Raw genomic sequence first — 26242 nt, 5'->3', positions numbered from 1 at the left:
TTTGCACCTCCTACAAAGTTATTTCAAAAAATTCTTCAATATTCGACAATTTCCTTACAGGGAAAAAGAGAGTATATCGGAATATACTCTCTTTTCATCCCCATAAAGCTTATATTATTTCTCGATGTATGCCCACTTGTAGCTAAAGTCAGCTCCGAATGGGTGTACAACCAATCCTTTAACATATGGTTTTTGAAGTACCGCTACACCACGTTGGTAAAGAGGACCGATGGCTGCGTCTTCCATAAGGATGCGCTCAGCTTCTTGAAGAGCTTCCCAACGTGCATCTAAATCCGTTGCAAGCGTTGTCTTCGCTGCTTCTATTAACTCATCGTATTTAGGGTTAGAGTAATTCATATGGTTATTTCCACCGTCAGTTACCCAAAGGTCGGAGAATGTCATTGGATCTTGATAGTCAGGACCCCAACCAGCCACTTGGATGTCATACTCTTCTTTCGTATCTAGGTCAAGACGAATTTTGAATGGAACTTCTTTTAGCTTAATTGTAAGACCTGGAAGTGTTTTTTCCAGTTGGTCTTTGAAGAATTCGTCCATTTTCTTAGATAGCTCAGTGTCGCCACCAAGAATTTCTAACTCAAGTTCAGTTTTACCAAGCTCTTCTAAACCTTTTTGCCAGTATTCTTTGGCTTTTTCAGGGTCATAAGCAAGTAAGTCGCCGTTTCCATCACGGAAGTCTTTACCGTTATGGAATACGAAATCTTTTGGTACAGCGTAGTTTGCTACCACAGAACCGTTTGCTAAAATGTTGTCAACCATCGCTTGACGGTCAATTGCCATAGAAATCGCTTTACGAATGTTTACGTTCGCAAGAGCTTCGTTCTTTTGGTTGAATTTAAACCAGAAAATTACTGGCTCTAAGTAAGTTTGGTATTCTTCATGACCTTTATATTGCAGTGCAAATTCACCGCTTAATGCTACACGGTCGATTTCACCAGTTTCATAAAGGTTAACAGCCGTACTTGTTTCTTTAACAACGTTTACGTTAATTTCTTCAAGTTTAACTGTGTCTTTGTCCCAATAGTGTTCGTTTTTCACCATTTTCCAAGAAAGACCTGTTCCGTTCCAGTCAGTTAATACGAATGGACCGTTATATAGTAAGTTATCGCTGTTAGAAGCGTATTGGTCGCCTTTCTCAGTAACGAATTCTTCTTTTTGTGGATAGAATGTTGGGAATGTCATTAGAGATTTGAAGTAAGGAACTGGACGCTCAAGCGTAACTTCTAGCGTTTTGTCATCAAGTGCTTTAACGCCAAGTTCTTCTAATGGTAATTCACCAGCAGATACTTTATCAGCGTTTTTAATAACACCATTCATCATGTATGGACCGTACTCAGAACCAACATTAGGGTCCACCGCACGGCGCCATGCGAATACGAAGTCGTGAGCAGTTACGTTAGATCCGTCAGACCATTTCGCATCGTCGCGGATTTTGAACGTATACACTGTACCGTCTTCGTTCACTTGTGGCTCTTCAGCCGCAACACCCAAGACAGGTTCATTGTCTTGTCCAAGACGGTAAAGACCTTCAAATACGTTGTTCATGACGTTGAAGGCAACAGCGTCTGTACCTTTTACGCTGTCCATTGTTGGAATTTCAGCGCTTTCAATTAAGTTAAGTACTTGTTTCACTTCTTCTTTTGGTTCATCTTGAGGTTCATTACCTTGTCCTTGATCGGTTTGGTTGCTACCGCCAGCGCATGCTGCTAAAAACATGCTTAGAACAAGGGTGAAACTCAAGAACAATAAAAACTTAGAGTTTCTCACTAGTAGACCTCCCTTTTTTATTTTTCTGAAAAATCGCTACATTGACTATTATACATATTTTTTAGAATTTGTACATTATTTTTTATTAAAAAAATTAACACAAATGAAACAAAATTTTATCACTAAACGTGACAAACACATGATATAATTGGATGTTAGAGTATTTTCTGTTAAAATTATGAGGATACAAATACCATATAATTGTGTTATCAGTATAATTATTCTTAATTAATTTGAAGGAAGAATTAAGTTTGCATGATTATAATATTTATACAATAAATTTATTATTTATACATTATGTTATCATATTTTCTACTAAAAAAATATCATTTCTTGTATGATTATTTAGGAGGGTTAACCATAGTGTGGAAGAAGGTAGCAACCATGTTCTCTATCTCACAAATTGTTATTATCCTTTTAGTACTCATTCGTACAAATTCTATTCCATTAATTGACTATATCAATGTTTCGTTTCTAATCGGTGGATTATTCTTCTTTATTGCTTTATCGATCTTTTTAATGAGTAGCGGATTTCTCGACTTAACCGTATATGGTTTTCGCCGTGTATTTAGCGTTAATGGGAGAACTTTATCAAAAGAAGAAGTAGAAGAGATGAGAAAACTATCAGAACTGGTGACGGTTAATTACCTTCCTTTTTTATTAACAGGGATTTTGATTCTTTTTGTCATGATCGGAGCACTGTATTTTTACTATAATTAATCGTTCCCACTTGATTCCCTTTTTTACATGTCATATAATAAATTGCACAAATCGATATTTCGTGATAGGCGATGAGAAAGAAGAGTACATTTGGGAGCGGTACTTCAGAGAGTTTGTGGTTGGTGGAAACAAACTACCGTCCAAATGGAATGGACTTTCGAGCCCTAAAGAAGAACGGATGATTCTTAGTATTCTTTAGCGTGAACCTGACGTTAAAAAGGTACCCAGTTGTATGTTACTGGGAGTTGAGTGGCCTTTTATGGCACTTAGGGTGGCACCGCGGATATACCATTCGTCCCTAATTGGGGGATGAATGGTTTTTTTATTTAGGCTATGTTAAATGTCATTGTTGATTTTTAGCAAATTATTCACACCGCGGCGACTCCAGCGGGAATAGCAAGCCAGGGAAGACCCTTACTTGAGCGTAGCGAGGGAAGCGGCTTGCACCTTGCCCGCGGAAAGCGTCCGCCACAAGCGTAATGTTAAATATCAACAGTATCGTTTAACAGTGCCTTTATTTATAAAAGTAAAGGAGGATTTATAATGAAGACAATTTTTTCAGGTATTCAACCGAGCGGTACCATTACACTTGGGAATTACATCGGAGCCTTAAAGCAATTTGTCGAACTTCAAGACGAATACAATTGTTACTTCTGTATCGTCGACCAGCATGCCATTACAGTTCCGCAAGATCGGCTGGAATTACGAAAAAACATTCGAAGTCTTGCAGCTCTCTATTTAGCTGTCGGCATTGATCCGAACAAAGCGACCTTGTTTATCCAATCAGAAGTTCCTGCACATGCGCAAGCAGGATGGATTTTACAATGTATTTCCTACATTGGTGAATTAGAGCGCATGACTCAATTTAAAGACAAGTCCGCTGGAAAAGAAGCGGTATCAGCTGGATTACTTACTTATCCACCTTTAATGGCAGCTGACATTCTTCTTTACGGTACGGACCTTGTTCCTGTTGGGGAAGACCAAAAACAACATTTAGAATTAACGCGTGATTTAGCAGAACGATTTAATAAGCGATATAATGAAATTTTTACAATTCCAGAAGTACGGATTCCAAAAGTCGGCGCCCGGATTATGTCCTTACAAGATCCAACGAAAAAAATGAGTAAATCCGATCCGAACCAAAAAGCGTTCATTACGTTGTTAGATGAGCCGAAACAAATTGAAAAGAAAATTAAAAGTGCGGTAACGGATTCGGAAGGAGTTGTCCGTTACGACAAAGAAAACAAACCAGGCATCTCTAACTTGCTATCCATTTATTCGATTTTAGCTGACACACCAATCGAAGAACTCGAACGGAAATATGAAGGAAAAGGTTACGGTGAATTTAAGGCAGATTTAGCCGAAGTGGTCGTTAACGCCTTAACTCCTATTCAAGAACGTTATTATGAGCTGATTGATTCAGAAGAGCTTGACGACATTCTTGACCAAGGGGCAGAAAAAGCGAACAAAGTAGCCAATAAAATGCTGAAGAAGATTGAAAATGCCATAGGATTAGGAAGAAAAAGAAGAAGATCATAATTTAAAAAGGGATGATTCCTATAAAAGGAGTCATCCCTTTTTGAAAAGATATTACTCAAGTAGATATCTTATAGGATCAAAAATCAGCTCAATTATTCTCGTCGGACTTGGTAGATTAGGATCATAAAGAAGCCAAATTCCAGATACAAGTCCAAATAAGGTAATCCCTACTACCGCTACTTTCTCTTTTTTCTGCTTTTTCTTTAATGGTTTCCATGAAACGTATACAATGAAATAAGAAAGAACCATCATCGCAATGGTAGCTCCGACCTTCACAAACATTAATCATCACTTCTCTTTCAGTTCTTCTTTTGGAATACCAGACGGTTCGGTCACCATTCCTTGACGGCGAACAAACACTTTAACATCTTTTTCTACTTTAATAGTAGGAAAAATTTCGTCCCATTCTTTTTCTACACTTTTCCACCATTTCGGATCAGCTCGTAAAAAAGCATCGGAAAAACCTAACGCATCCACTTGTAATTCTTTTTGAACACGATTTAAAACTAAATCAATATAAGACGAAATATCTTGTGCTGCTTGCTTTTCAAGATCTTTTACTGCCTTTTCATCTAATAAGTTGATTTTTGAGGCATTTTGCAAAACATCGTCCTCTGTACGAATCTTCAAATATACGATTGGTTCCCCGTTTTCTACTTTCGCTTTCAAATCTGTTTTCGCATGTAAATGAATCATCGTAACGGGTTTTTCTTCTTCGTTTGGCTGAACAGTAATCGTTGCTTGTTCAATTTTATCCTGAATCCACATTAATCCACGGGATTCTTTTTGTGTAAGTTTATCTATCATTTTTCCATTAGAAATAACAGCGAGTCCATTTAATCGATAGCCTTTCTCTGGTTTTTCCGGTGTCAGTTCTGCTGTTTCAATCCACGGGATAACCGCATTTTCTCCTTCTTTACTTAATAGAGACATTAATTCTTTTATTGGTACTTTAATTGCGATATCAAGTTCCATTAGTTCACGCAGCATTTCCGCTCGACTTTCTTCTAAAAGGGGTTCCGTTTCCAATAAGGTATGGGCCTCTCCTTTAGAAATAAACGTAAAAGCCCGAAGTCGTGTTTCTGGATGGCGGACAAAAAAATCAATATGCTCTTTTATACCTTTTTTCGCTAGTTTCTCACCAAAAATGATGACCCGATTATGTCCCCAAAAAATTCTACGCGACAATTTTTCTTGCATTTTTGATACTGCATCGGCAATTGTTTTACCTTCTACCGACATGAGAACTTCTTGTTGCTGCGTTTCATTCGATTGAGACCCCATAGATGAACCTCCTGTACCGCCACTGGTAACCATAAATAATAATGTTAACAAAACGGGGTCTTCCTTTCCCTCGTCAATCGCTGCCCCAACAATGATGGCCAAGTCATTTACTTCTTTACGATCCCAGCATCCAGAAAGGACCAAGCACAATGAAAGATAAAGAAGACTAATAAGACCGACTTTACCCATGCACCTGTCCACCCTTTCCTTTATTTATACTCCGTTTAATTAACGCTATGAAAAGCAAAAAAGTTGGAATTGCTAGATTGACGGATATAAAATAAAAAGGGCCAATCGTCCCTAAAAAATGAGTAAAATGCGATATATTTGGTGTTGTCCAAATAGACCAAACAACGCCAACGAATGCCAGCGGAAAAACAAGTGATCTATAATCAGATAGTTCAAGCCATTGTGCGGTAGCCATAGCTGCTGCATAAAAGATAAAAGAGGTTTTCATAAAGATTCCAGCAACCCAAATCATAGCAAATAGGACTTCGATATGATCAATAAAGTCCGCTACGCTAATATATTTTGCCGCGGTTAAAATGGGGTACATAAGTTTCTCCACTGATTCGCCAAAAAGGAAAAGTCCTGTAAAATTCGTGATCATCATCGCAAACAATACGGATACAACCGATAGATTCCCCCATTTCCTTACATTTTCTTTATCGGTAACAAATGGTAATAAAAACGCTGCTAAAAAAAACTCACTAAACCATCCGAAAAAAACTACCGAACCTTTAAAAACAGGCCCAATTCCTTTTTCTAAAATAGGAAACATGTTGTTTAATTCCAATTCAGGTATTAAAAAAATAAATACACCGACTAAAAGGATAATTGTTGCCGGAAAAAAAACTTGAGTGGCCCGGGCAATTACCTCAATCCCACTGTATACTGCAAGCGCACAGACAAAGAGTATTGAGCCACTAATAATGTATAAAGGAGTTTTCGGCAAAAAACCTCCCGTAATAAAATCCGCATATTCCCGGACGACGATCCCTAAATTATCGATATAATAAAACAACAAACAGAAAGAAACGATTTTTCCTAACCATTTTCCCAAAATAATTTCACTATATTCCATTACGGTTTTTCCAGGATACATTTTATGGAGGGTGTAGGCTATCCAAAAGGCAAAAAAACCGGCAACACAGGCTATTAACGGGGTTAACCATAAGTCACGCCCCGCATGTTTTCCGGAAATGGCTGGAACGATTAATATACCAGTAGCAATAACCGTCGGATGTAAAATTAACGCCATTTGTAAGGCTGATATTTTTCCTTTTTCCAGCATCGTTATCCCTCCTTTAGTCACGCATGTTGTTTGAATTTGTTTTTTTGCTATTCCCCGTCCGTGTTGAGTTATATCGACCTGTAAAATGAGGACGCTTCCGTAAGCTCCACCACGGGGCTCTAATCAATGTATCTTTTAACTCGTGTGGTTTATATGGGGCTAACGGTGAAAGGTATGGTACACCAAATGAACGTAACCCACATAAATGCACGACGATTACGATAATGCCTAACATAATTCCCACAAGCCCTAACGTTCCAGCTAAAAAAATCATTGGAAATCGTAGCATTCGAAGAGAAATGGCGATTGAGAATCGAGGAATCGTAAATGATGCGATTCCCGTAATCGCAACTACCATAACCATTGGTGAAGAAACAAGTCCTGCAGAAACAGCCGCTTCCCCCACAACTAATGCCCCGACGATACTAACTGCTGCACCTGCTTGCTTCGGTAAGCGCAAACCAGCTTCTCGCAATGCTTCAAAAGTAAGTTCCATTATCACCGCTTCCACAAGAGCTGGAAACGGTAGCTGTTCCCTAGCACCAGCAAAGCGTAGTAATAAAGTGGTCGGGACCATTTCTTGATGATAGGTTAAAATCGCAACATAAAGCGAAGGTAATAATAAGGCAATGCCAAAAAAGAAATCCCGAAGCAACCGGACTAACGAACTCATTATGGACCGTTGATAATAATCTTCTGGTGCTTGAAGAAGGGAAAATAATGTGATTGGTAAAATTAACACAAACGGTGATCCATCAACTATTAGAACAACCCGTCCTTCAAGTAAACTTGCGGCAGCAACATCCGGACGTTCCGTATGTAAAATTTGTGGAAACGGAGAAAAAGTATTATCCTCAATAAAATCTTCTAAATAGCCACTTTCAATCACTCCGTCTATATCAATCCGCTTTAAACGATTTTCGACTTCATCTAGTAAATCTACGTCTACAAGATCTTCAATATACGCCATGACGACCTGTGTATGGGTGTAACGCCCGAGTACGTACTTTCTCATTTTTAGCTTTGGACTTTTCACTTTCCGTCTAATAAGGGACGTATTTACATGTATTGATTCGATAAACCCTTCCCGTGGACCACGAATGACCGATTCTGCCGGTGGGTCTTCGATGGCTCGCGTTACCCATTTCGCTAATTGGATGACGTAACCTTTTACCATCCCATTGACCAATAGAAGAGTATAGCCATTTATAATCCATTCAATGCAATCTTCTAAGAAATCTGCTTTTTCTACATTCTCAACCGAGATCACTTCAAGTAATAATCGCTCTGTATTATCATTACGAATTTTCGTCTCTCGCATAAGCGGTGCTAAAATATGTTCATCCATTTTGGCCGTATCGACAAGGTTTTCAAAGAAAACGAGGCATGCAGCCACTTCTCCTCCAATCGAAAACGGACGAAAGACAATATCTGCACAATCTTCAAATACATCCATCAAAAAAGTAATATTTTCATTGAGCCGTTCAGAAAGAACGTTTTTTGCATGGTTGTTATCTTTTTTGATATTGTCTTGTTGCTTTTTTTTTTGATGCATTTTATCACGCCATTTCATGGTCAACCCCTACCTAATACAGCAACTTTTTCCTTTAATAAATAGCATGACCAAAATGCTTTGTTTTATCCATGATTCTAAATAAAAGGCTATGTTATATTTCATTGTTGACTTTTTAACAAGTTATTCATATGAAGCGAAAGGCGGCGACTTCAGCGGGAACAAGAAGCCGCAAGACCTAAACTTGAGCGTAGCGAGGGAAGTAGCTTGCACCTTGCCCGCGGAAAGCGTCCGCCACAAGCGTAATGTATAAATTTCAACAGTATCATTTAACAGACAACCATGCCAATAAAAATTGGCACATCGATAAATGAAATAACAGCAAAAGTTATCCACAGTTATTTCAGGGTAGAACCAAATAAAAAAGGAGAGTGATGTAATCACCTCCTACTCTTTAAACATCTTATGGTTCATTTACTTTCGATCCGTTTTCAGCTTCCCATAACCGTTCAAAAAACGGTTGCCCTTTTATTAGTTTTTCACAAAGGTTTATATGTTGATCTGTCCAACCGATTTTCGTCTCTTCGTAGAGACGATTCCACACTTGAAAAAAATCGAGCTGCTGCACTTCTCTATACTTTTCCGGTGCCCACTCGGTATACCAGTAGCGAATTTCGGCCGTATTTTGGGAAGAAAAGAGTTGATCTAACGCCATAAATAATAACTGTTTTAACTGGCGTTCCTTCCTTGTTAATCCGTACATTAATTGTGGGTGTGGTGACAACATATGATACTCTTTCTTCGTTTGGTACGAATCAAATTCATAAACGACCGGTTCTAGCTGTTCAATCATTTCATAAACAAGTTGTTCTTGTCTTGGAATTAAGCGGCTTTTTCGAATCGGAATATGATAGCCAATCGTATCTACAGCTAATATCCCTTTTCCATCAGATACAATGAAGCAATAGTCAAGTTGTACGCGCTCATGATTTTTCCGTAAATAGGCTTTTTGGTACACATCATTTAACAATTGCTTCGGAAGTTCGGACAAATCATTTTCTATGTAGTGAAATAAAACACTTTCAACTTTGATGATGGGAACTTGGTCCAATAAATCAATGACGTCATCTTTTCTCCACTCATGAAAGTGACAAACATTATACCCGTTTTCTTCACCTTCAAACCAATTGACCCATACGTCATGTAAATACAGCATGCTTGACCCCTCGCTTCAACACTGTTTGTCCATCAGTATGGGCAGGATAAAGTAAAATTATTCCTATTCTTTTCGACGAGGTGCATAAATAGCGAAAGAAACCATCATCATCCCGATGAAGAGTAAATAACATTCCACACGGGTGAAAATAAATGAAACATATTCAAAAAACGTATACCCGGTTGTCAACAAATTTAAATACATAATCGTCGTGACACCACCCGAAACCGCCAACCCAAACCCAGTTAATACGAAAAAAATACGAAACATTTTATTTTCCACCCTCAATGGTTGTAGTTTCCTCCATTGTTAATGAATTTTTTTACACCTTTGCAAACTTGTCCATTTATTGTATGTATATGAAAGAAGTTGTGTGAACATGCAAAAAATCTACCATAATTAAATATGGTAGATTTATCTTCGAGATTTTGGATTTAGCGCGTCTTTAATTCCTTCACCGATAAAGTTAATAGAAAGTATCGTAAGGATAATCGCTAACGCAGGCGGCATCCACATCCAAGGTTTCGATTGTAAAACGTCTGGTTCATTCGCAAAGGATAACATATTCCCCCAGCTTGGAACTTCTTGAGGAACGCCGAAGCCTAAGTAGCTTAACGCAGACTCAATAATAATCATAGTAGCAAATGTAAGCGTTGCTTGAACAATAATTGTTGATAACACGTTAGGTAATAAGTGTTTGATAATTACCTTAGCTGGAGAACTTCCGATAGATACAGCAGCCAATACGTATTCGTTCTCTTTTTCAGCTAACACTTTACTTCGGACAACACGTGCTATACCACCCCAATAGAGAACTCCAATGACGACAATTAATACCCATACCCCATTCGCTTTACCGAAAAAAATCGTGTTTAAAACAATTACAAAAACTAAAACTGGGAAATTTAATATAAAATCAGTGAAGCGCATAAGAATACCATCTACAAAGCCACCAAAATACCCAGCAATAGCCCCAATGACGGTACCTATGAAAATTACGATTAGGGTACAAGAGATACCTACAAAGAGTGAAATACGTCCCCCATACAACAGCCTTGTAAAGACATCCCTTCCACTTTTATCGGTCCCTAACCAATGATCAGAGGAAGGTTCTAATGACATTTGACTAATGTTGACCCTCGTAATATCTTGTGTGGTAATATGTGGAGCTAAAAACGAAATGATCGCTATAAACATTAGGAAACATAAACTAACCATCGCCAGTTTATTGCGGACAAATTTGCGACGAGCAATGGCCCATGGAGACATACTCTTCCTTGGTTTTAAATTCGTTCTTGTTGATTTTTGAGTAACTACTTCCATCGCCATTCCTCCTACTCTACCCGAATTCTCGGATCAACAATTCCGTATAGTAAATCCGCTACCAAATTACCAATCAATGTAAGAAACGAGAACATTAACGTGAGAGCCATTAATACCGGATAATCTTTATTCGTCACCGAATTTAAAAAGAGTTGTCCAATGCCTGGGTAAGTAAAAATTGTTTCTGTAATAATTGCCCCACTCACTAATGTAACAATATCAAATCCTAAAAACGTTACAATTGGAATAATAGAATTTCGTAAAATATGCTGGTTATAAATCTTTGATTCTGGAGTCCCTTTCGCTCGAGCGGTACGTACGAAATCCTTCCGGCTATTTTCAATAATGTCATTTCGTAAAAATTGCGTATAACTTGCAGTACTGAGCGCTCCTAAGACAAGTGCTGGTAAAAAGACGTGATGAAAGCGACTAATCCAATATGCCAATGTCCCTTCTTCTAAGCTAATATCTACGGAACCGTTAGAAGGAAACCATCCTAATTTAAAGGAGAAAAAATAAATGGCGAACACCCCAGCAACAAACGATGGAAGAGCAAGTCCCAAATAGTTCGCTCCACCGATTAAATGGTCACCAATGGTGTACGGTTTTCTTCCGGCGTAGATTCCCATGGCAAAAGCTAAAATATACGTAATGACTAATGAGGTGAATCCGAGCAAAATCGTATTCGGCAATCGTTCCATAATGATTTCACTTGCTGGAATTTTATATCTAGTCGATTTTCCGAAATCTCCTTGAAAGAAATTCGTAATCCAACGGAAATATTGTTCGTGAATTGGGTCATTATACCCGAGCTTTTCGCGCATCGTTTCAATATACTCCGGATCCGTATTGGACGGATCAATTTCTCCACTGAGTGAATCCCCTGGCATTAATTTTGCCAGGGTAAACACTACAATGGAGATAAGGAAAAGCATCGGAATCATCCCAAGTAGTCGACGAATGGTGTATTTCAGCATATGCATTCTCCTTATCTAGTAAAAGGGTATGACTTATTGTTCTAGCCACCACTCGTGTGGAGAGTTGAAACCAGAAACGTCAAACGTAATACCTTTCAATTTACTGCTTACAGCATATACGTCATAAAGCTCCATGATAGGTAATGCTGGAACTTCTTCGTTAAAGATTTTTTGCCATTCTACGTATAACTGTTTCCGTTTTTCTGTATCTGTACCGACTACTTCAATGTCAGTGGCATCTAATAGAAGTTGTTCAGCTTCTTCGTTTACCCAACGAGGATAGTTCCAGACAGACTCAATACCCCATAACGGATATGGATCTGGATCAGCACCAGTTCCCCAACCACCGTAGAATACTTCCATAGATGGGTCGTCGTTTTCTAACTGATCATAGTAAAGGTTGACGTCTGTCATCGTTAATTCAGCCTTTAAGCCGACATCTTCCCAATATTGTGTTAGAGCTTTGGCACGTGCTTCATACGTTGGATTACCCGTTGCGTAGTGAGAGAATTTCACAACAAATTCATTACCGTTCGGATCTTCGCGGAAGCCATCACCATCCACGTCTTTATAACCGGCTTCGTCTAACAATTGTTTCGCTTTTTCTGGATCGTACGTATAATTGTTTGGCAGTTCGCTATGGTCCGCTGCGATCCAGTGCGCTGAAGGTACTGGTCGGTTAACAGGAGATCCTAATCCACTAAAGAAGGCTTCTACCCAAGCTTCACGGTCGATTGCATAAAGCATCGCTTGACGCAATTTTTTGTTCGCATATTTGTCTTTGTTCATCACGTTTTTCTTACCGTCAAATTCTCCCAGCTTAAAACCAATATAATAGTAGGAGAGACCAGGTACTTTTTCAACACGAACGTTATTGATTTTTTCAATTTCAGGTAACAATGTTGGGTGGAATGCAGTAAAGTCTACTCCGCCGTTTTGTAATTCACCGACAATGAGAGAGCCGTCAATGACTTTTACAACGATACGCTCAATATGCGGCTTTCCTTTCCAATAATCATCAAATCGAACGAGCTCAACAGACTCACCAGGAATGACTTTGTTTACTTTAAATGGTCCAAGCCCAACAGGATTTAGGCGAACTTGGTCAGAAGCGGCCATATCTTCTGGGGCAATTCCTTCAAACTCTTTACGAGAAAGTGGATATGTCCATAAGTTTTCTAAGTTGTTAACACGTGCTTTATCAAACGTAATTTTAACCGTGTAATCATCGATGACTTCAATACCGGAAATGCTGTCCGCTTTTCCTTCATGGAAGTCTTTCGCGCCTTCAATTGTATTGACGTTCGACCAACGGTGGTGCTCAGGTCCAAGTGTCGCAATCGTTTCAAGGGCGAATACCCAGTCATGAACCGTTAATTCTTCCCCGTTATGCCATTTAACCCCTTTTTCAAAAGTAAATGTAAACACTTTATTATCATCTGTTTCCCATGAGGCAATATTTGGCTGTGGTTTTAAGTTTTCATCATAATCAATTAATCCTTCATCAAAGAATGCAATAATCTCCCAATCGGATTGACTGTCATAGAAGTTAAAGTTTAACAGCCCTTTAAATTCTGATTCCATCGCGTACACTAATGTTCCGCCATCTACTGGACCTTCATTTGCTGTGTTATTTTCATCAGATGAATTGTTATCTTCTGTCGGTTTGCTCGTCGATTCCCCGCCACTACATGCAGCTAAAAACATGGATAACGCCAGCATAATGGACGTTAGCCAAAAGATCGATTTTTTACTTTTCATTTTCTTCCCCCCATTTAGTTTTCATTTAATAAAGAAGGCAAGCTACTTTGTGACCTGGTTTCACCTCCTTTAAAGAAGGCTTTTGTATAGAACACTCCTCTTTGGCTACCGGACATCTCGTATGAAACGGACAGCCTGAAGGAGGATTCACCGGACTTGGAACATCTCCTTGAAGCACGATTCGTTCTTTTTTCTTTCGTGGATCGGGTTCTGGAATTGCTGAAATAAGCGCTTGTGTATACGGATGTAACGGTTCTTGATAAATGCTTTTTTTATCAGCAATTTCGACAAGATTTCCCAAATACATGACCCCAATACGGTCGCTCATATGTTTAACCACACTTAAGTCGTGGGCAATAAATAAATAAGTAAGATCGAAATCTTGTTGCAGCTCTTTTAATAGATTTAACACTTGTGACTGAACGGACACATCAAGTGCCGAAACAGGTTCATCCGCCACGATGAGTTTTGGACGTAAGGCTAAGGCACGGGCAATGCCGATTCGTTGGCGCTGTCCTCCAGAAAATTCGTGCGCATATTTGTAATATGCATCTTCTGGCAGTCCTACCCGTTCCAGCAAATCCATTACTTCGTCCATTATTTGTTTTCTTGATTTCTTTGTATAGTTTTGAATTGGTTCGGAAACGATGTCCCCCACCATTTGCATCGGATTAAGTGAGGCGTATGGGTCTTGGAACACCATTTGAAAATCGCGGCGTGCCTCGCGTAACTCGCGACCACGAAGGTATGTAATATCCTTCCCATCAAAAAGGATTTGTCCGTTCGTTGGTTCAAGCAATCGTAAAATCGTCCGACCGGTAGTTGATTTTCCACAACCAGATTCTCCAACTAACCCGAGGGTTTCCCCGCGTTTGATTTCAAAAGATACATCGTCGACCGCTTTGACGACCCCTATCGTACGGCGAAAAAAACCACCTTTAATCGGATAATACGTTTTTAGATTTTTCACTTCTAACAAGATTTCTGATAGATTCGTTGCTTGTTTGTTTTCTAGGTTTAAGCGAATTGATTTTGTCACTGTCATTAAGCGTTCATCCCTTCTTTCGGCTTACTCGTTTCATACAGTAAGCACGCTACTTCATGCCCTGTTTCGTTTTCATTTAACAATGGCGTGACGGCCGCACATTCTGGCATCGCATGCGGACAACGATTAGCAAAGCGACACCCTACTTTCGGCATATTTTTCAATGAAGGAACAATTCCTTTAATTGAGCTTAAACGATCGACTTCTTCGTCCATTCGCGGAATGGCCCCCATCAACAATTGCGTATACGGATGTTTCGGGTTATAGAACAACGAATCGACATCCGTTCTTTCCACGATTTTTCCGGCATACATGACAAGTACTTCGTCGCACATTTCGGCAACGACGCCTAAATCGTGAGTAATTAAAATAATGGACATATTGTTCATTTGTTGAATTTCTTTTAACAGCTCAAGAATTTGTGCTTGCACCGTTACGTCAAGAGCCGTTGTTGGTTCGTCCGCGATAAGTAGCTTGGGTTGACAGGCAATGGCCATGGCAATCATGACCCGTTGCCGCATACCACCGGATAATTGGTGTGGATACTCGTCCACAATTTTTTCAGGTCTAGAAATTCCGACATTTTTTAAGAGAGAAATACTTTTCATACGTGCTTCTTTTTTGGAGATTTTAAAATGGTTAAAAAAAACTTCTTCTAATTGGAAGCCAATTGTAAATACTGGGTTCAAAGAGGTCATTGGTTCTTGGAAAATCATTGAAATATCTTTTCCTCGAATTTTATTCATCTCCCGATCAGATAAATTCGCTAAATTGGTTCCTTCAAACCAAATTTCACCGTTTTTAACTCGACCAATTCCTTTCGGGAGTAACTTCATAATGGATAAGGACATGACACTTTTCCCACATCCCGATTCTCCAACAACGCCGATAATCTTACGGCGTTCGACTTTAAACGAGACGTTATCAACGGCGTTATATTCTTCACCATCAATGTCAAAGGCTGTTTCTAAATTTTTTACTTCAAGTAGTGGTTGCTGTTCGTAAACCCGTTTTTTCTCAATCATTTGGCCACCCCAAATTAACTATTTTTAGGATATTTGTTATTTTTTATAAAATAGTATTACAAAATTATTTCAATTTCAAGATTTTTTTGTATTTTGTTTTAATTCTGAAATAAATAAAATTAAAAAAGCCCTATTTTTTGGGCTTTTGTTCTTTAAAAAAATCATCTTTTAAAAATTCCGTTGAATCCATTGAAAAGCTTTGGGTAATCGAAAAAGTTCCCTTTTTCTTAAAGTGGGAGATGATTTGAAACCCTAATGCGTATCCTAACATTTCAGGATAAAATTTCCTTCCGTACATTATATCATCATGAACAGAATCACTCATTGGGAGGTCTAAATAATGTTTAATTTTACGATCCCAATAAATTTTTAATATGTTCTCTTTGTAGCGGTTGCACCAAGATGCTAAATATTTTTCTCCACAATATTCAAGAACGGCATGCTCTGCTAATCCTTCAAAAACAAGGGAATCTAGCAGGTTATAGTCGTCTTCTTTTTTATTTAGTTGATTCATCCGGGTACAATGGTGATACTCATGGACAAATAACGCTTCCCAATCTTTCTCTTTTTTTGGCTTTGATAAAAATAAAAATATTTTATCTTTGAAAGTTACTCCCGATTTTCCTCCGGTCGTTTTTAATAGTTTACCGTTCCTTCCATCGATCGGAAAAATGTAAATAGATGGATTGGGCCCTTTCCATTTTTTCTGATACTTTTTAAAAAGTTGAAGAATCTTTTGCCATGCTTTTGCTTCTACTAACTCTTTGTATATGCCTCGATTTAATGAGGAAGGTTGATACATTCCGAAGAGCTGTAAATATTTATAGACTTCTTTTGACCTCTCTTGATCGAAGGCAGAACAAATCTTGATTGGATCGTCAAAATATTTGTCGAGCCACTTTTTAGTGTTAATCACTCCCACGGTTGTCACCTCATCTAATTTTCCTTTTTCATCATATGAGGAAGCGAAAGAAAGTGGGAAACAAAAAGAAGTAAATGTGCTTTTGAAAAACCAAAAATGGATGTCGCAATACAGAAGGAAAGGATCCATAATACTACATGGTATCTAGAAATACTATCACTTACATAAAAAAGGTGACTCAATTTCTATTTGTTGAGTCACCTTTCATCAAACGATCTCTTATTCATATTTTTTGAACGCAATCGTTGCGTTATGTCCACCGAATCCAAGTGAGTTACTTATTGCCGCTTTGATTTCTTTTTTACGAGCTTTATTTGGCACGTAGTCTAGGTCACAGTCTGGGTCTGGTGTTTCATAATTAATTGTTGGCGGTAAAATATTTTCTTTAATGGCTAGTATAGTAAAGATCGCCTCTACACCACCAGCCGCTCCAAGTAAATGCCCTGTCATGGATTTTGTAGAGCTCACCGCTAATTTATAAGCATGATCGCCAAACACTTCTTTAATCGCCATTGTTTCATATTTGTCATTGTATGGTGTACTTGTACCGTGGGCGTTAATGTAATCAATATCTTCTGGTTGTAATCCACCATCTTCAAGAGCAAGCTTCATCGCGCGCGCGCCACCTTCACCACCTGGTGCTGGAGCCGTAATGTGGTAAGCGTCTCCTGTTGCACCGTAGCCGACGATTTCTGCGTAAATGTTGGCCCCACGTTTTAACGCATGTTCTAATTCTTCCAGTACAATCACGCCAGCTCCTTCTCCCATAACAAATCCGTCACGATTTTTGTCAAACGGACGACTAGCTGTTTTTGGATCAGGGTTTGTAGTAAGAGCCGTGTTTGCACTAAATCCAGCAACAGACATTTTCGTAATCGGCGCTTCTGTTCCACCGGTAATCATAACGTCCGCATCGCCACGTTGAATCGCTTTAAAAGCATCACCAATAGAGTTTGTACCAGTTGCACATGCAGTGACGGTACAAGAGTTAATGCCTTTAGCTCCTAACATAATGGATACTTGTCCGGATGCCATATCAGGAATCATCATCGGAACAAAGAATGGACTTACTCGGCGGTAACCTCGCTTTTGGAACATTTCGAATTGTTGTTCGAACGTTTCCATTCCCCCAATACCAGAACCGATCCAAACTCCTACCCGATGGGCGTTGGAATCATCGATTGTTAAGTTGGCATCTTTCACGGCCATCATCGATGCAGCTACCGCATATTGCGTAAAGCGGTCCATTTTACGGGCATCTTTTTTATCCATAAAATTTTCTGGATTAAAATCAGTGATTTCTGCTGCTACTTTTGCCGGAAAATCATCTGCATTGACCCTTGTAAGCGGACCAATTCCAGAAACTCCATTAATAATATTTTCCCATGTCGTTTTCACATCCACCCCAAGTGGTGAAACTGTTCCAAGTCCTGTTACAACGACTCGTCTTTTTTGCATAATCTTCATCTCCTTTTTATTTCTTATGAAGACTAATATAGTAAATGAAATTATTATCTTCCCCATCTCATAACGATGGAACCCCACGTTAATCCTCCACCAAAGCCTACCATAACGACAATATCGTCATCTTTTATTTTACCAGCTTCCACCTCTTCAACAAGAGAAATTGGAATAGAGGCTGCTGATGTATTTCCATATTTGTGAATCGTTTTCGACATTTTTTCTTCCGGTAAATCTAAACGAAGTCGTGCAGATTCCATAATCCGAATGTTTGCTTGATGTGGAATAAGAAAATCAACGTCTTCTTTCGTTAATCCCGCTTTTTCTAAGACGTTCATACAAGATTCACCCATTTGTCGAACAGCAAATTTAAATACTTCACGACCGTTCATAATTACATATTCGTCTTGGTACAAATGTTTTCCCCCTGTTCCATCTGCCCCAAGTTCAAACGCAAGAACGCCACGACCTTCTGATACAGGACCCATGACAGCTGCTCCAGCTCCATCCCCGAACAGTACAGCGGTATTCCGGTCTTTCCAGTTCAAGATTTTTGACAATTTTTCTACACCCACAATTAACACATATTTATAGGCACCTGATTCGATAAATTGTTTCGCTGTAGCCACACCGTACATAAATCCAGAACATGCTGCACTTATATCCATCGCTGCTGCTTTTTTCGCTCCTAACCGCTCTTGTAACATACAAGCTACGGTTGGAAACGGTTGGTCTGGGGTAACCGTGGCTACTAAAATTAAGTCGATCTCCTCTGGAGAAATGCCTGCATTCTCAATTGCTTTTTTTGCCGCTTCAAACCCTAAATCAGAAGTATCCATCGAATCATCGGCAATCCGACGCTCCTCAATCCCTGTTCGTGTCCGAATCCATTCATCTGACGTGTCCATTATTTTTTCCAAATCATGGTTTGTTAACACCTTTTCAGGTACATACTTGCCAATTCCGATAATTCCAGCGTTCATTCAAGTTTCCCCTTCTTTCTTTTTTTAAACTCATCTATCATCAGTTTATTTTTGATATCAATTATTATGACTTGGTACTAATTTTATCGGAAAATAAGCAATCTGGCAATGTATTTCACTCAATTTTGTGTTCAAGTCTAGTCGAAATTAAGGAATATGCATATGTTACAGTAGGTCCGAACTTCTGTTTGTGAGGTGATACGATGGATCAAGAGAACAATCAACACCCGTTTCTACGGTTTGATGAATTGATGTTTGGTAAGAAACAAAAAATAGAACAAAAAACAGAGGATACAGTGCATACGTTTGAAAATATATTAAACGAGGTAGATATTGACCAACTGTTCAATAGTCTTGATGAAGTAATGAAAGTTGCTTCTTCCATCAAGCCATTGCTGAAAAAGATTACGCCTCATTTCCAAAATTTTTTTAATAATGACAATTAACCAGATGTTAATGAGAAAAACCAGTTCGCTTGATGCAAACTGGTTTTTTATTGGTAAACGACGAGATTTTGATGCTTTTCTTCTTGAAGGTGAATATGATGTAATTCTTCGACTAAATCATAAATGGATAAGATTTCATATATGACAATCGACTTCGGCGAAAAAATATGTTCATATGTATCCGGAGAATGTGTTTTCAAATTATATAAGTCGTCTTTAAAATCATCGAATAACTCTCGCGCTAATTGTTTTTGACGTTCTCCAAACGAATAAGAGCAATTATTTAATCCATCTACAAGCGCTTCGACGATATTTAATAAATGTTTTTTTTCCTTTTCATCCCAGAAAATTTTTGAAAAAGGTAAATAAACTAAATTGGCTAAATGATAAAGCATCTGTTGTAAAACGGCTAACTTTTTATGTTCGTAATGATACTTTCGCATTTCTTGTTTCGAATAACGATGAAATTTCCATTCTTGTTTTTGATAATGACAAAGTTGCTCCGTTTTCTCTATTTGACGAATTATCAGTTGGTATTTTAATTTTGTATCTTTTTGTTGTGGTCTTTGATGCACAATTTCTAATAGACGTTGCTCCAGTACGTTAGCGGTCCGTTTGTATAATTGGTGAATGTTATTGGTGATAAATGTAGAATACTTAGGCGGTAAGATCAATAAATTGACAATGGTTGAGATGACAATTCCTATCGTAGTTGTCGATAAGCGAATGAAAAATGACGTGATAGTTAATTGCTCCATTAATGAGGCCATCGCCACGGCCGTTAAAGTTGCCACAAGCATCCCGGCTTCTAAACGTAATTTATGACATGTCATAATGGTTGCCGCCGTTACAAACGCATAGGTGAATGGAGTATGGCCAAACCACGTTAAAAAAAGGATGGCATATCCTGCCCCAATGGCAGAAGCAAAAAAGCGAATGATTCCTTTTTGAATAGAATCCGACGCGGTCGGCTCAATGGTGACGATAGCCGTAATAATCGCAAATATCGCAGGAATATGTAGCCAATTACAAATGAGTGCCGTTAAAAACACGGATAGGGCCGTTTTTATAATTCTTCCTCCGATAAAATGCTTCAGTTTTTGAATGAGTGCCATGATCATCGCCTCGGTCTAAACAATTCTTATTTACAGAATGGATTTTTTTATTTAGGCTATGTTATATGTCATTGTTGATTTTTAGCAAGTTATTTACACGGCGGCGACTCCAGCGGGAACAAGAAGCCGCAAGACCCTTACTTGAGCGTAGCGAGGGAAGCGGCTTGCCCGCGGAAAGCGTCCGCCACAAGCGTAATGTATGAATATCAACAGTATCGTTTAACTGACATTCATGCCAATTGCCATTGGCACATCGATGAATAAAATAACAGCAAAAGTTATCAACAGTTATTTTAGGGTAGAACCTTTATTTTAAATATCCACTAAAAAAGCTTGCCGATATACGACAAGCTTACTGTTCTTCATGTAAAGCATCTTTACGACCAAGTTCATATGCTTCATTCATCACTTTCATAAATAACTCCATAAACGGTTGAAGCATTTCCATTGTTAACTCAATCCCTGTTTCATCCAACTTCTCTTTCGCTTCTGGTAAATATTTCATCGCAATTTGCATAAATTCCATTGATTTGTCTGGTGACATTACGATCCCTCCATAGGTTGTTCATCCGGTAATTGCCCAGTTTTTATATATTGGTCGATATATTTATTTAATTGCTCTTTGAATTCATTGTCAACTAACGGACTGAATTTCCCCATGGAAATAACTCCATCTTGAAAATCAAATTGTAAATTGCCTGGCTCTAATGCCCCTTGTATAAACTTCTCAGCGACTAATTCATATAATTTATCAATATGTTGTACCGTACTAGTTAGCACAGTCGTTTCTCCTAAGTCCGATTGGTCGGACACATAACCAATGGCATATAACCCCTGTTCTTTTAGCTTTTCAATGACGGGAACATTAAAGCCATCACCTGCGGGATAGACGACGTCTACGCCTTTTGCAATCATTTCCTCTAATGCTTCAAGTGCGATACCAACATCATCCCAATTATGCGTGTAAGTGACAATAACTTCGGTATCGCTATTTTGGAACTGTACCCCTTCAATAAAACCTTTGACTTCTGGTTGCCATTCAAATGCCGCTAAAACGGCCACTTTTTTCGTTTTGGACATGTGACTGGCGGTCATTCCACCAAAATACCCCATAGCGAAGCCTTTAAATTGAAGGCTCGTCGTATTTGAAGCAGTCGCATTACCGTTAAAGCTGACAAAATGGATATGTTTATATTCATTAGCTATTTCGTTAAAATATTCTGCATACTCGCTTCCATGACCAAAAATGAGATTAACCCCTTTTTGGTCAAATTCTTTGACCGCTTGTTCCACTAAAGCTTTGGAATTCATTCCTTCTTTATAAAATACATCAACATTATATTTCGATTGAATTTTTAACATTCCTTTATACCCTTTTGTTCCCCACACTTGATCACTGATCGTATCAGGTACGAGTAATCCTGCTTTTGTTAAGTTAGATTGATCTTGTATCGAGGAACAAGCCGTAAGAAGGAGGAGCGTAAGTGCAATTCCGATTATTTTTTTCATCATATATAGCAACTCCTTTTTCCATTGCTACAGGTAAAAGGGGATGTTACAGCCAAAATTTCGTATATTTCCCTAGGATTCTCAATCTCTTTTATTCTACCCTTGAATCGATAACATGAAAAGAGGCATTTGTATTCCTGTCACTTCAGATAGTTTTGTATACAAACAGCCTGTCGCTCCAAACCTTCTTCTAAAGGGGTTTGTTGAGATATAGGTATTTGTTTTACTGTAAGTGGATATTTCCTCTCTTCTTTGAGCAAATATTGATTCGTATAGGACGTGATTTTATGGATAATGTTTTTCCAGCGATTTTTTTCACCGCTCGAAAGAAGAAATGGACCTTTCTCCTCCTTTTTCCCCGATAATACGTGTTGAATGATGGAAACGGCTGCATCCTGCACATAAATCGCATCGGATGGATCATCCATAAATTCAATATTCGATGGTTCAGAATGTAAATTTTTCTTCAAAAGTTGATGAAATAGAAAAACTTCCGGTTGATAGGGTCCATAAACCGTCGGCACGTAATAATCAGTTATCTTATATCTCTTTTCTTCCATCCACGTTTTCATTTTCTGTAAAACTTCTTTTACGTCTTCTACTCGTTCATTACGCTCATATAACATTTGAGTAGGGAGGATAAAAATGAACTCATTTTTTGGTGGTAATGACCATTGGGACACGTTGTGTTGGATTTGTTGTAACCGTTGAAAATAAACGTCATGGTGAAAATAATAGTCAAAAATCGGTAAAAAAATAAAGGTTGGCTTCGTGAGGCACACTTCCCTTTCGTCCATTGTTCCAGCTGAAAAATTAGCATTCCTCCCTACTTCCAACCATTTTTGTTCAATTAACCCCCGGTTCTCTTCACAAATATCATCCAATCCAACAACTTCATATCCTTCCTCTAACAATGCTTTACATATTTCAAATCCGAGGAACTGCCCTGCTGCCATCACTACTGCCTGATTCATTATGACCCTCCTCTGACAAATGTCCTCTTTGTATCGTATGCATGAAGAAGGTCAGATAAAACAAATGGCTTATAGTACCTTCTCATTTTTTTTAAAAAACCGAATCATTTTTCGTCCAACCATTCCTCTTTTTTCTGGCAGTAAATATTGAATTTCAATGGATTTCCCCTTTTGTTTACGGACAATATTAATTCTTCTCGACAATTCCATTTGTGGTTGATAGCGGCTATGATCTAAAATATGAATAAATTGAAGCGGTATATTGGTATTCATCAAAATATTCAACGACTCGTCATTGATGATTTGTTCACATTGTTCCAACGGTACTTTATGAGCAGCAGCCATTTCTTGCTTTAATTTTTTATAAAAGACTTTGTTTTTCTTTTCTTGACGTATATATTTTTTTAAAGACAAACATGGCTGTAACAACGTCATGCTTCTTATTTGGCCGGGGATTCGTTCCATTAATTGTTTAGCGACTAAAACACCCATTCCTTCACTTAAAATGTGTATTTTATGATTAATGATTTCTTTTTGGCAAATGTAATGATATAGTTGAACAGCAAATTCAACTGCCCGCTTACTTCCCCAATGTTTTCCAAATAGATGAGAATAAAAAACTAGGTAACCTTCTTGTTTTAACTCCTCAAGAAGGTACGCTCTGCCATAATGCTGTGTCCAAAAGCTATCCTTTTGTTCAACAAAATGGTGCCCGTCCCCAAGAATAAAAACGGCAAACCCGTTTGGCCGCTCTGGATAATGAATCTTGCACCATTGTCCTTGTAATTGAAATGATCGTTGTTCCATATGAAAATCCCCTCTTTGACAGAGTCCTCTTAAATAACGTATGACAGTAAAATAAAGATTGAATGGGAGAATGACCTAATTTTCAATGCTGAAAGGGGTTTCATTTTATTTGGATAATCATTTAAAATTTTAATTATCTATGGTAATATGAAAAAAGATATGTATTTCAATTTCAATCGGTATCGTACATAGCTTACTTTTAGAATTGAGGTGAAAAATCGTGCGTTATTTAGCAACGTTTTTCTGGGCATTTTTATTAGTACAAATGCTTTCATACGTAGTTAGTTCTATGATGGGGGCTGAATACCATTTTGAAACTGGAGCCCTATTAGCCGTGATTGCTACTGTACTAATTTATGTCGTTCCAACCATTCTACCAAACGACCCTGTAGAAAAGCATTAATAAAAAGCGATTGTCGTTATGAGACAATCGCTTTTTGTTTAAGGTTTTCGCATATATGTCCAGTGGCGGTTATGATTCGATGCTTCTGGAAATTCATCTCCCGCTTTGAGCTTAATTTTTTTCGGATTTTTTACATTACTTCCTGTTTCTCCAATTTCAATATACGTTCCGTTGTTGGGGGCTTTTTCACCAGGACGAAATTGATGACGTTGACCCATCCACAACCACCTCCTTACCATTATCTTGCCCATTTTTTAAAAGTTCATCATTCATTAAACAAGTTGAAAAAATGAAAAAAATATGTAATAAAAAGTATCTTTACAAAACTGGAATGTGTAGTGTTAAATGAGATGGTACAAACATATGATGGAGGAAATTCCTTATGGATATGGAAAAGCTGTACGTCTTAATCAAATATTTATTACTGGGCGCCTTTCAAGGGTTTACCGAACCAATTCCAATTTCATCCAGCGGCCATTTACAATTCGCACAACATATCTTCGGTATTACGATGGAAAACTTCACTTTTGAATTATTGGTGAATTCCGCTTCGTTAATAGCGGTACTAATCATTTACCGCCAAGACTTAATTCGGCTAATCAGTAACGGATGGGAGTATTTAACGACGAAGAACGAACATGCCAAGACGGACTTTCGCTTTATTATTTATTTAATCGTGGGTACGATCCCAGCCGGTGTATTAGGCATTTTATTGGACGATTGGATTAAAGAGCATCTATCCAATATTCGAACAGTGGCAATATCGTTAATTATTACCGGTATAGCACTTTATCTCATTCGTAACTTAAGAGGACGAAAAAACGATGGCGACTTAACGTTGAAAGATGCTCTTATTGTCGGTTTCGCCCAAGCCGTTGCCTTAATTCCTGGAATTAGTCGCTCAGGTGCTACGATTGTGGCGGCGATGGCCCGGGGAATGAAACAAGAAACGGCGCTGCGTTATTCCTTTCTTCTATACATCCCGGTTAGCTTAGGAGGAATGGTATTAAGCATCAGTGATTTAGTCAACGATCCACACTTACACGACTTATTTGTTCCATATGTCCTTGCATTTTTTAGCTCTTTAGTAGCCAGCTATTTTTCCTTAAAATGGTTTATGAACGTGATGGCGAAAGGAAACTTAATTATTTTTGCCGTGTATTGTTTAATTGTCGGCCCCCTTGTTCTTCTCTTTTTATAGTTGAATAAATATGGTAATATATCTTTAAAAAGGCGTGTGATCAGTCATGTATGAGCAAGTGACTGAAAAAGTAAAACAATTGTTTCATCAAAAAAATGTTCGTCGGAAATATGCGAAAGGGAAGTATCTTTTTCAAGAAGGGATGCCGGTAGAGGAGTTATTTTATATCCATACAGGTAAAATTCAAATTAGTAAAGTCATCCCTGATGGGAAAGAATTGTCCTTACAAATCTGCCAATCAGGAGACATTATCGGTGAGTTTACATTATTTTGTCCGTCTACAACCTACTCGTTAAACGGAAAAATGCTGGAAGATGGGGAAGTCTTTGTTTTACCAAAAACCGAATTCGAAGAAGCGTTAGCAGCGGATCCTTCCTTTACCCTTGAATGGTTAAAATGGATACAACTGCAAAATAGACGCCAACAATCGAAGTTTCGGGACTTGATATTACACGGTAAAAAAGGAGCCCTTTTCTCGACGCTTATCCGACTTGTTAACAGTTTTGGAAAAGAAGTAGAAGATGGAATGCTTATCGATGTTAAGTTAACCAATCAACAGGTAGCGAATTTATGTGGGACATCCCGTGAGGTCATTAATCGAATGTTAGGTGACTTAAAAAAGAACAACATTGTTTCTATCAAAAACGGCCATATCATTGTCCATGACCTCGAATTTTTAAAACGCGAAATCGATTGCGAAAATTGTCCAATTGATATTTGCCGAATGGAATAACGAAATAAGAAAACCTATCGGAGTTCTGGTCTAGCCCCAAAAAAGTGGAAGTTTAAAAAACCCCGGGAGTAATTATCCTTAAAAGGTAATTGCTCCCTTTTTCTTATGGTATATTGTCTATTATTCATTTAGCTTGACATGGAGCCTCTCCACGCATGGTTCTCGCACCAGGAAACCAGGCTATTCAAAGCTGGATTCACCTCATC

General features: G+C 38.3%; 28 protein-coding genes and 1 other annotated feature. Of the genes, 7 read left to right on the top strand and 21 right to left on the bottom strand.

Features of this window, described 5'->3' with window-relative positions:
* Positions 1–114: 114 nt before the first annotated feature.
* Positions 115–1785: a peptide ABC transporter substrate-binding protein gene (locus H0Z31_11645; GenBank protein MBO8178096.1), complete on the bottom strand. Its 1671-nt coding sequence runs from the start codon at positions 1783–1785 to the stop codon at positions 115–117.
* Between the two features lie 363 nt (positions 1786–2148).
* Here H0Z31_11645 and H0Z31_11640 point away from each other — a divergent pair, with 363 nt between their 5' ends.
* Positions 2149–2505, top strand: coding sequence for a DUF3899 domain-containing protein (locus tag H0Z31_11640; protein ID MBO8178095.1), 357 nt, complete (start codon positions 2149–2151; stop codon positions 2503–2505).
* 62 nt (positions 2506–2567) lie between these two features.
* Positions 2568–2808, top strand: a binding site (T-box leader).
* Positions 2809–3045: 237 nt separating this feature from the next.
* Positions 3046–4044 carry a tryptophan--tRNA ligase gene (gene trpS, locus H0Z31_11635; protein ID MBO8178094.1) on the top strand — a complete coding sequence of 333 codons (999 nt, stop codon included), beginning with the start codon at positions 3046–3048 and terminating at the stop codon, positions 4042–4044.
* A 51-nt stretch (positions 4045–4095) separates the two neighbouring features.
* On the opposite strand, the gene H0Z31_11630 is transcribed toward trpS, so the two are convergent.
* The 14 genes from H0Z31_11630 to H0Z31_11565 form a co-directional block, all read right to left on the bottom strand.
* Positions 4096–4326 (bottom strand): hypothetical protein, encoded by a 231-nt coding sequence (locus tag H0Z31_11630; GenBank protein ID MBO8178093.1) that lies wholly within the window; start codon positions 4324–4326, stop codon positions 4096–4098.
* Between the two features lie 6 nt (positions 4327–4332).
* On the bottom strand, positions 4333–5517 hold the full coding sequence (locus H0Z31_11625; protein MBO8178092.1) for a Ger(x)C family spore germination protein: 1185 nt from the start codon (positions 5515–5517) through the stop codon (positions 4333–4335).
* The gene (locus H0Z31_11620) at positions 5510–6622 is read right to left on the bottom strand and encodes an endospore germination permease (protein MBO8178091.1); all 1113 of its coding nucleotides are present in this window, start codon (positions 6620–6622) and stop codon (positions 5510–5512) included. The genes H0Z31_11625 and H0Z31_11620 overlap by 8 nt, the downstream gene beginning before the upstream one ends.
* 13 nt (positions 6623–6635) lie before the next feature.
* Positions 6636–8177: a spore germination protein gene (locus tag H0Z31_11615; GenBank protein ID MBO8178090.1), complete on the bottom strand. Its 1542-nt coding sequence runs from the start codon at positions 8175–8177 to the stop codon at positions 6636–6638.
* Between the two features lie 421 nt (positions 8178–8598).
* On the bottom strand, positions 8599–9351 hold the full coding sequence (locus H0Z31_11610; GenBank protein MBO8178089.1) for a YjbA family protein: 753 nt from the start codon (positions 9349–9351) through the stop codon (positions 8599–8601).
* A gap of 63 nt (positions 9352–9414) precedes the next feature.
* Positions 9415–9621 carry a hypothetical protein gene (locus H0Z31_11605; GenBank protein ID MBO8178088.1) on the bottom strand — a complete coding sequence of 69 codons (207 nt, stop codon included), beginning with the start codon at positions 9619–9621 and terminating at the stop codon, positions 9415–9417.
* Positions 9622–9765: 144 nt separating this feature from the next.
* A complete protein-coding gene (locus H0Z31_11600; protein ID MBO8178087.1) occupies positions 9766–10674 on the bottom strand; it encodes an ABC transporter permease in 909 nt (302 codons plus the stop codon).
* A gap of 11 nt (positions 10675–10685) precedes the next feature.
* Complete coding sequence (locus H0Z31_11595) at positions 10686–11651, bottom strand: ABC transporter permease (protein ID MBO8178086.1); 966 nt, start codon at positions 11649–11651, stop codon at positions 10686–10688.
* A gap of 33 nt (positions 11652–11684) precedes the next feature.
* Positions 11685–13412, bottom strand: a complete 1728-nt coding sequence (locus H0Z31_11590) for an oligopeptide ABC transporter substrate-binding protein (GenBank protein MBO8178085.1) — start codon at positions 13410–13412, stop codon at positions 11685–11687.
* 25 nt (positions 13413–13437) lie between these two features.
* Positions 13438–14457 carry an ABC transporter ATP-binding protein gene (locus tag H0Z31_11585; GenBank protein MBO8178084.1) on the bottom strand — a complete coding sequence of 340 codons (1020 nt, stop codon included), beginning with the start codon at positions 14455–14457 and terminating at the stop codon, positions 13438–13440.
* Positions 14457–15482 carry an ABC transporter ATP-binding protein gene (locus H0Z31_11580; GenBank protein ID MBO8178083.1) on the bottom strand — a complete coding sequence of 342 codons (1026 nt, stop codon included), beginning with the start codon at positions 15480–15482 and terminating at the stop codon, positions 14457–14459. Before H0Z31_11580 ends, H0Z31_11585 begins: the two co-directional genes overlap by 1 nt.
* Before the next feature lie 130 nt (positions 15483–15612).
* On the bottom strand, positions 15613–16404 hold the full coding sequence (locus tag H0Z31_11575) for a hypothetical protein (protein ID MBO8178082.1): 792 nt from the start codon (positions 16402–16404) through the stop codon (positions 15613–15615).
* A 219-nt stretch (positions 16405–16623) separates the two neighbouring features.
* Positions 16624–17862 carry a beta-ketoacyl-ACP synthase II gene (fabF, locus tag H0Z31_11570; protein ID MBO8178081.1) on the bottom strand — a complete coding sequence of 413 codons (1239 nt, stop codon included), beginning with the start codon at positions 17860–17862 and terminating at the stop codon, positions 16624–16626.
* 53 nt (positions 17863–17915) lie between these two features.
* Positions 17916–18848: a ketoacyl-ACP synthase III gene (locus H0Z31_11565; GenBank protein MBO8178080.1), complete on the bottom strand. Its 933-nt coding sequence runs from the start codon at positions 18846–18848 to the stop codon at positions 17916–17918.
* A 203-nt stretch (positions 18849–19051) separates the two neighbouring features.
* Here H0Z31_11565 and H0Z31_11560 point away from each other — a divergent pair, with 203 nt between their 5' ends.
* The gene (locus H0Z31_11560) at positions 19052–19294 is read left to right on the top strand and encodes a hypothetical protein (protein ID MBO8178079.1); all 243 of its coding nucleotides are present in this window, start codon (positions 19052–19054) and stop codon (positions 19292–19294) included.
* Positions 19295–19341: 47 nt separating this feature from the next.
* Here H0Z31_11560 and H0Z31_11555 read toward each other — a convergent pair whose 3' ends face one another.
* Entirely contained in the window at positions 19342–20409 is a 1068-nt protein-coding gene (locus tag H0Z31_11555; GenBank protein MBO8178078.1) for an FUSC family protein, read from the bottom strand.
* Positions 20410–20474: 65 nt separating this feature from the next.
* Here H0Z31_11555 and H0Z31_11550 point away from each other — a divergent pair, with 65 nt between their 5' ends.
* Positions 20475–20612 carry a hypothetical protein gene (locus H0Z31_11550; GenBank protein MBO8178077.1) on the top strand — a complete coding sequence of 46 codons (138 nt, stop codon included), beginning with the start codon at positions 20475–20477 and terminating at the stop codon, positions 20610–20612.
* A 149-nt stretch (positions 20613–20761) separates the two neighbouring features.
* On the opposite strand, the gene H0Z31_11545 is transcribed toward H0Z31_11550, so the two are convergent.
* The 4 genes from H0Z31_11545 to H0Z31_11530 form a co-directional block, all read right to left on the bottom strand.
* On the bottom strand, positions 20762–20953 hold the full coding sequence (locus tag H0Z31_11545; protein MBO8178076.1) for a competence protein ComG: 192 nt from the start codon (positions 20951–20953) through the stop codon (positions 20762–20764).
* Positions 20953–21921 carry a BMP family ABC transporter substrate-binding protein gene (locus tag H0Z31_11540; GenBank protein MBO8178075.1) on the bottom strand — a complete coding sequence of 323 codons (969 nt, stop codon included), beginning with the start codon at positions 21919–21921 and terminating at the stop codon, positions 20953–20955. The genes H0Z31_11545 and H0Z31_11540 overlap by 1 nt, the downstream gene beginning before the upstream one ends.
* Before the next feature lie 137 nt (positions 21922–22058).
* Complete coding sequence (locus tag H0Z31_11535; protein ID MBO8178074.1) at positions 22059–22892, bottom strand: hypothetical protein; 834 nt, start codon at positions 22890–22892, stop codon at positions 22059–22061.
* A 69-nt stretch (positions 22893–22961) separates the two neighbouring features.
* Positions 22962–23699: a hydrolase gene (locus H0Z31_11530; GenBank protein ID MBO8178073.1), complete on the bottom strand. Its 738-nt coding sequence runs from the start codon at positions 23697–23699 to the stop codon at positions 22962–22964.
* 220 nt (positions 23700–23919) lie between these two features.
* Between H0Z31_11530 and H0Z31_11525 the strand changes: the two genes are divergently transcribed.
* Positions 23920–24102, top strand: a complete 183-nt coding sequence (locus H0Z31_11525; GenBank protein MBO8178072.1) for a YjzD family protein — start codon at positions 23920–23922, stop codon at positions 24100–24102.
* Positions 24103–24140: 38 nt separating this feature from the next.
* Here H0Z31_11525 and H0Z31_11520 read toward each other — a convergent pair whose 3' ends face one another.
* On the bottom strand, positions 24141–24320 hold the full coding sequence (locus H0Z31_11520; protein ID MBO8178071.1) for a YjzC family protein: 180 nt from the start codon (positions 24318–24320) through the stop codon (positions 24141–24143).
* Positions 24321–24490: 170 nt separating this feature from the next.
* Here H0Z31_11520 and H0Z31_11515 point away from each other — a divergent pair, with 170 nt between their 5' ends.
* Complete coding sequence (locus H0Z31_11515; protein MBO8178070.1) at positions 24491–25303, top strand: undecaprenyl-diphosphate phosphatase; 813 nt, start codon at positions 24491–24493, stop codon at positions 25301–25303.
* A 46-nt stretch (positions 25304–25349) separates the two neighbouring features.
* Positions 25350–26036, top strand: coding sequence for a Crp/Fnr family transcriptional regulator (locus H0Z31_11510; protein ID MBO8178069.1), 687 nt, complete (start codon positions 25350–25352; stop codon positions 26034–26036).
* The last annotated feature ends 206 nt before the right edge of the window (positions 26037–26242 follow it).

It is taken from the genome of Bacillus sp. (in: firmicutes), from assembly GCA_017656295.1.
GTDB lineage: Bacteria > Bacillota > Bacilli > Bacillales > JACDOC01 > JACDOC01.
The sequence above is the reverse complement of the archived record's forward strand: the minus strand, read 5'-3'. Positions and strand labels throughout refer to the sequence as shown.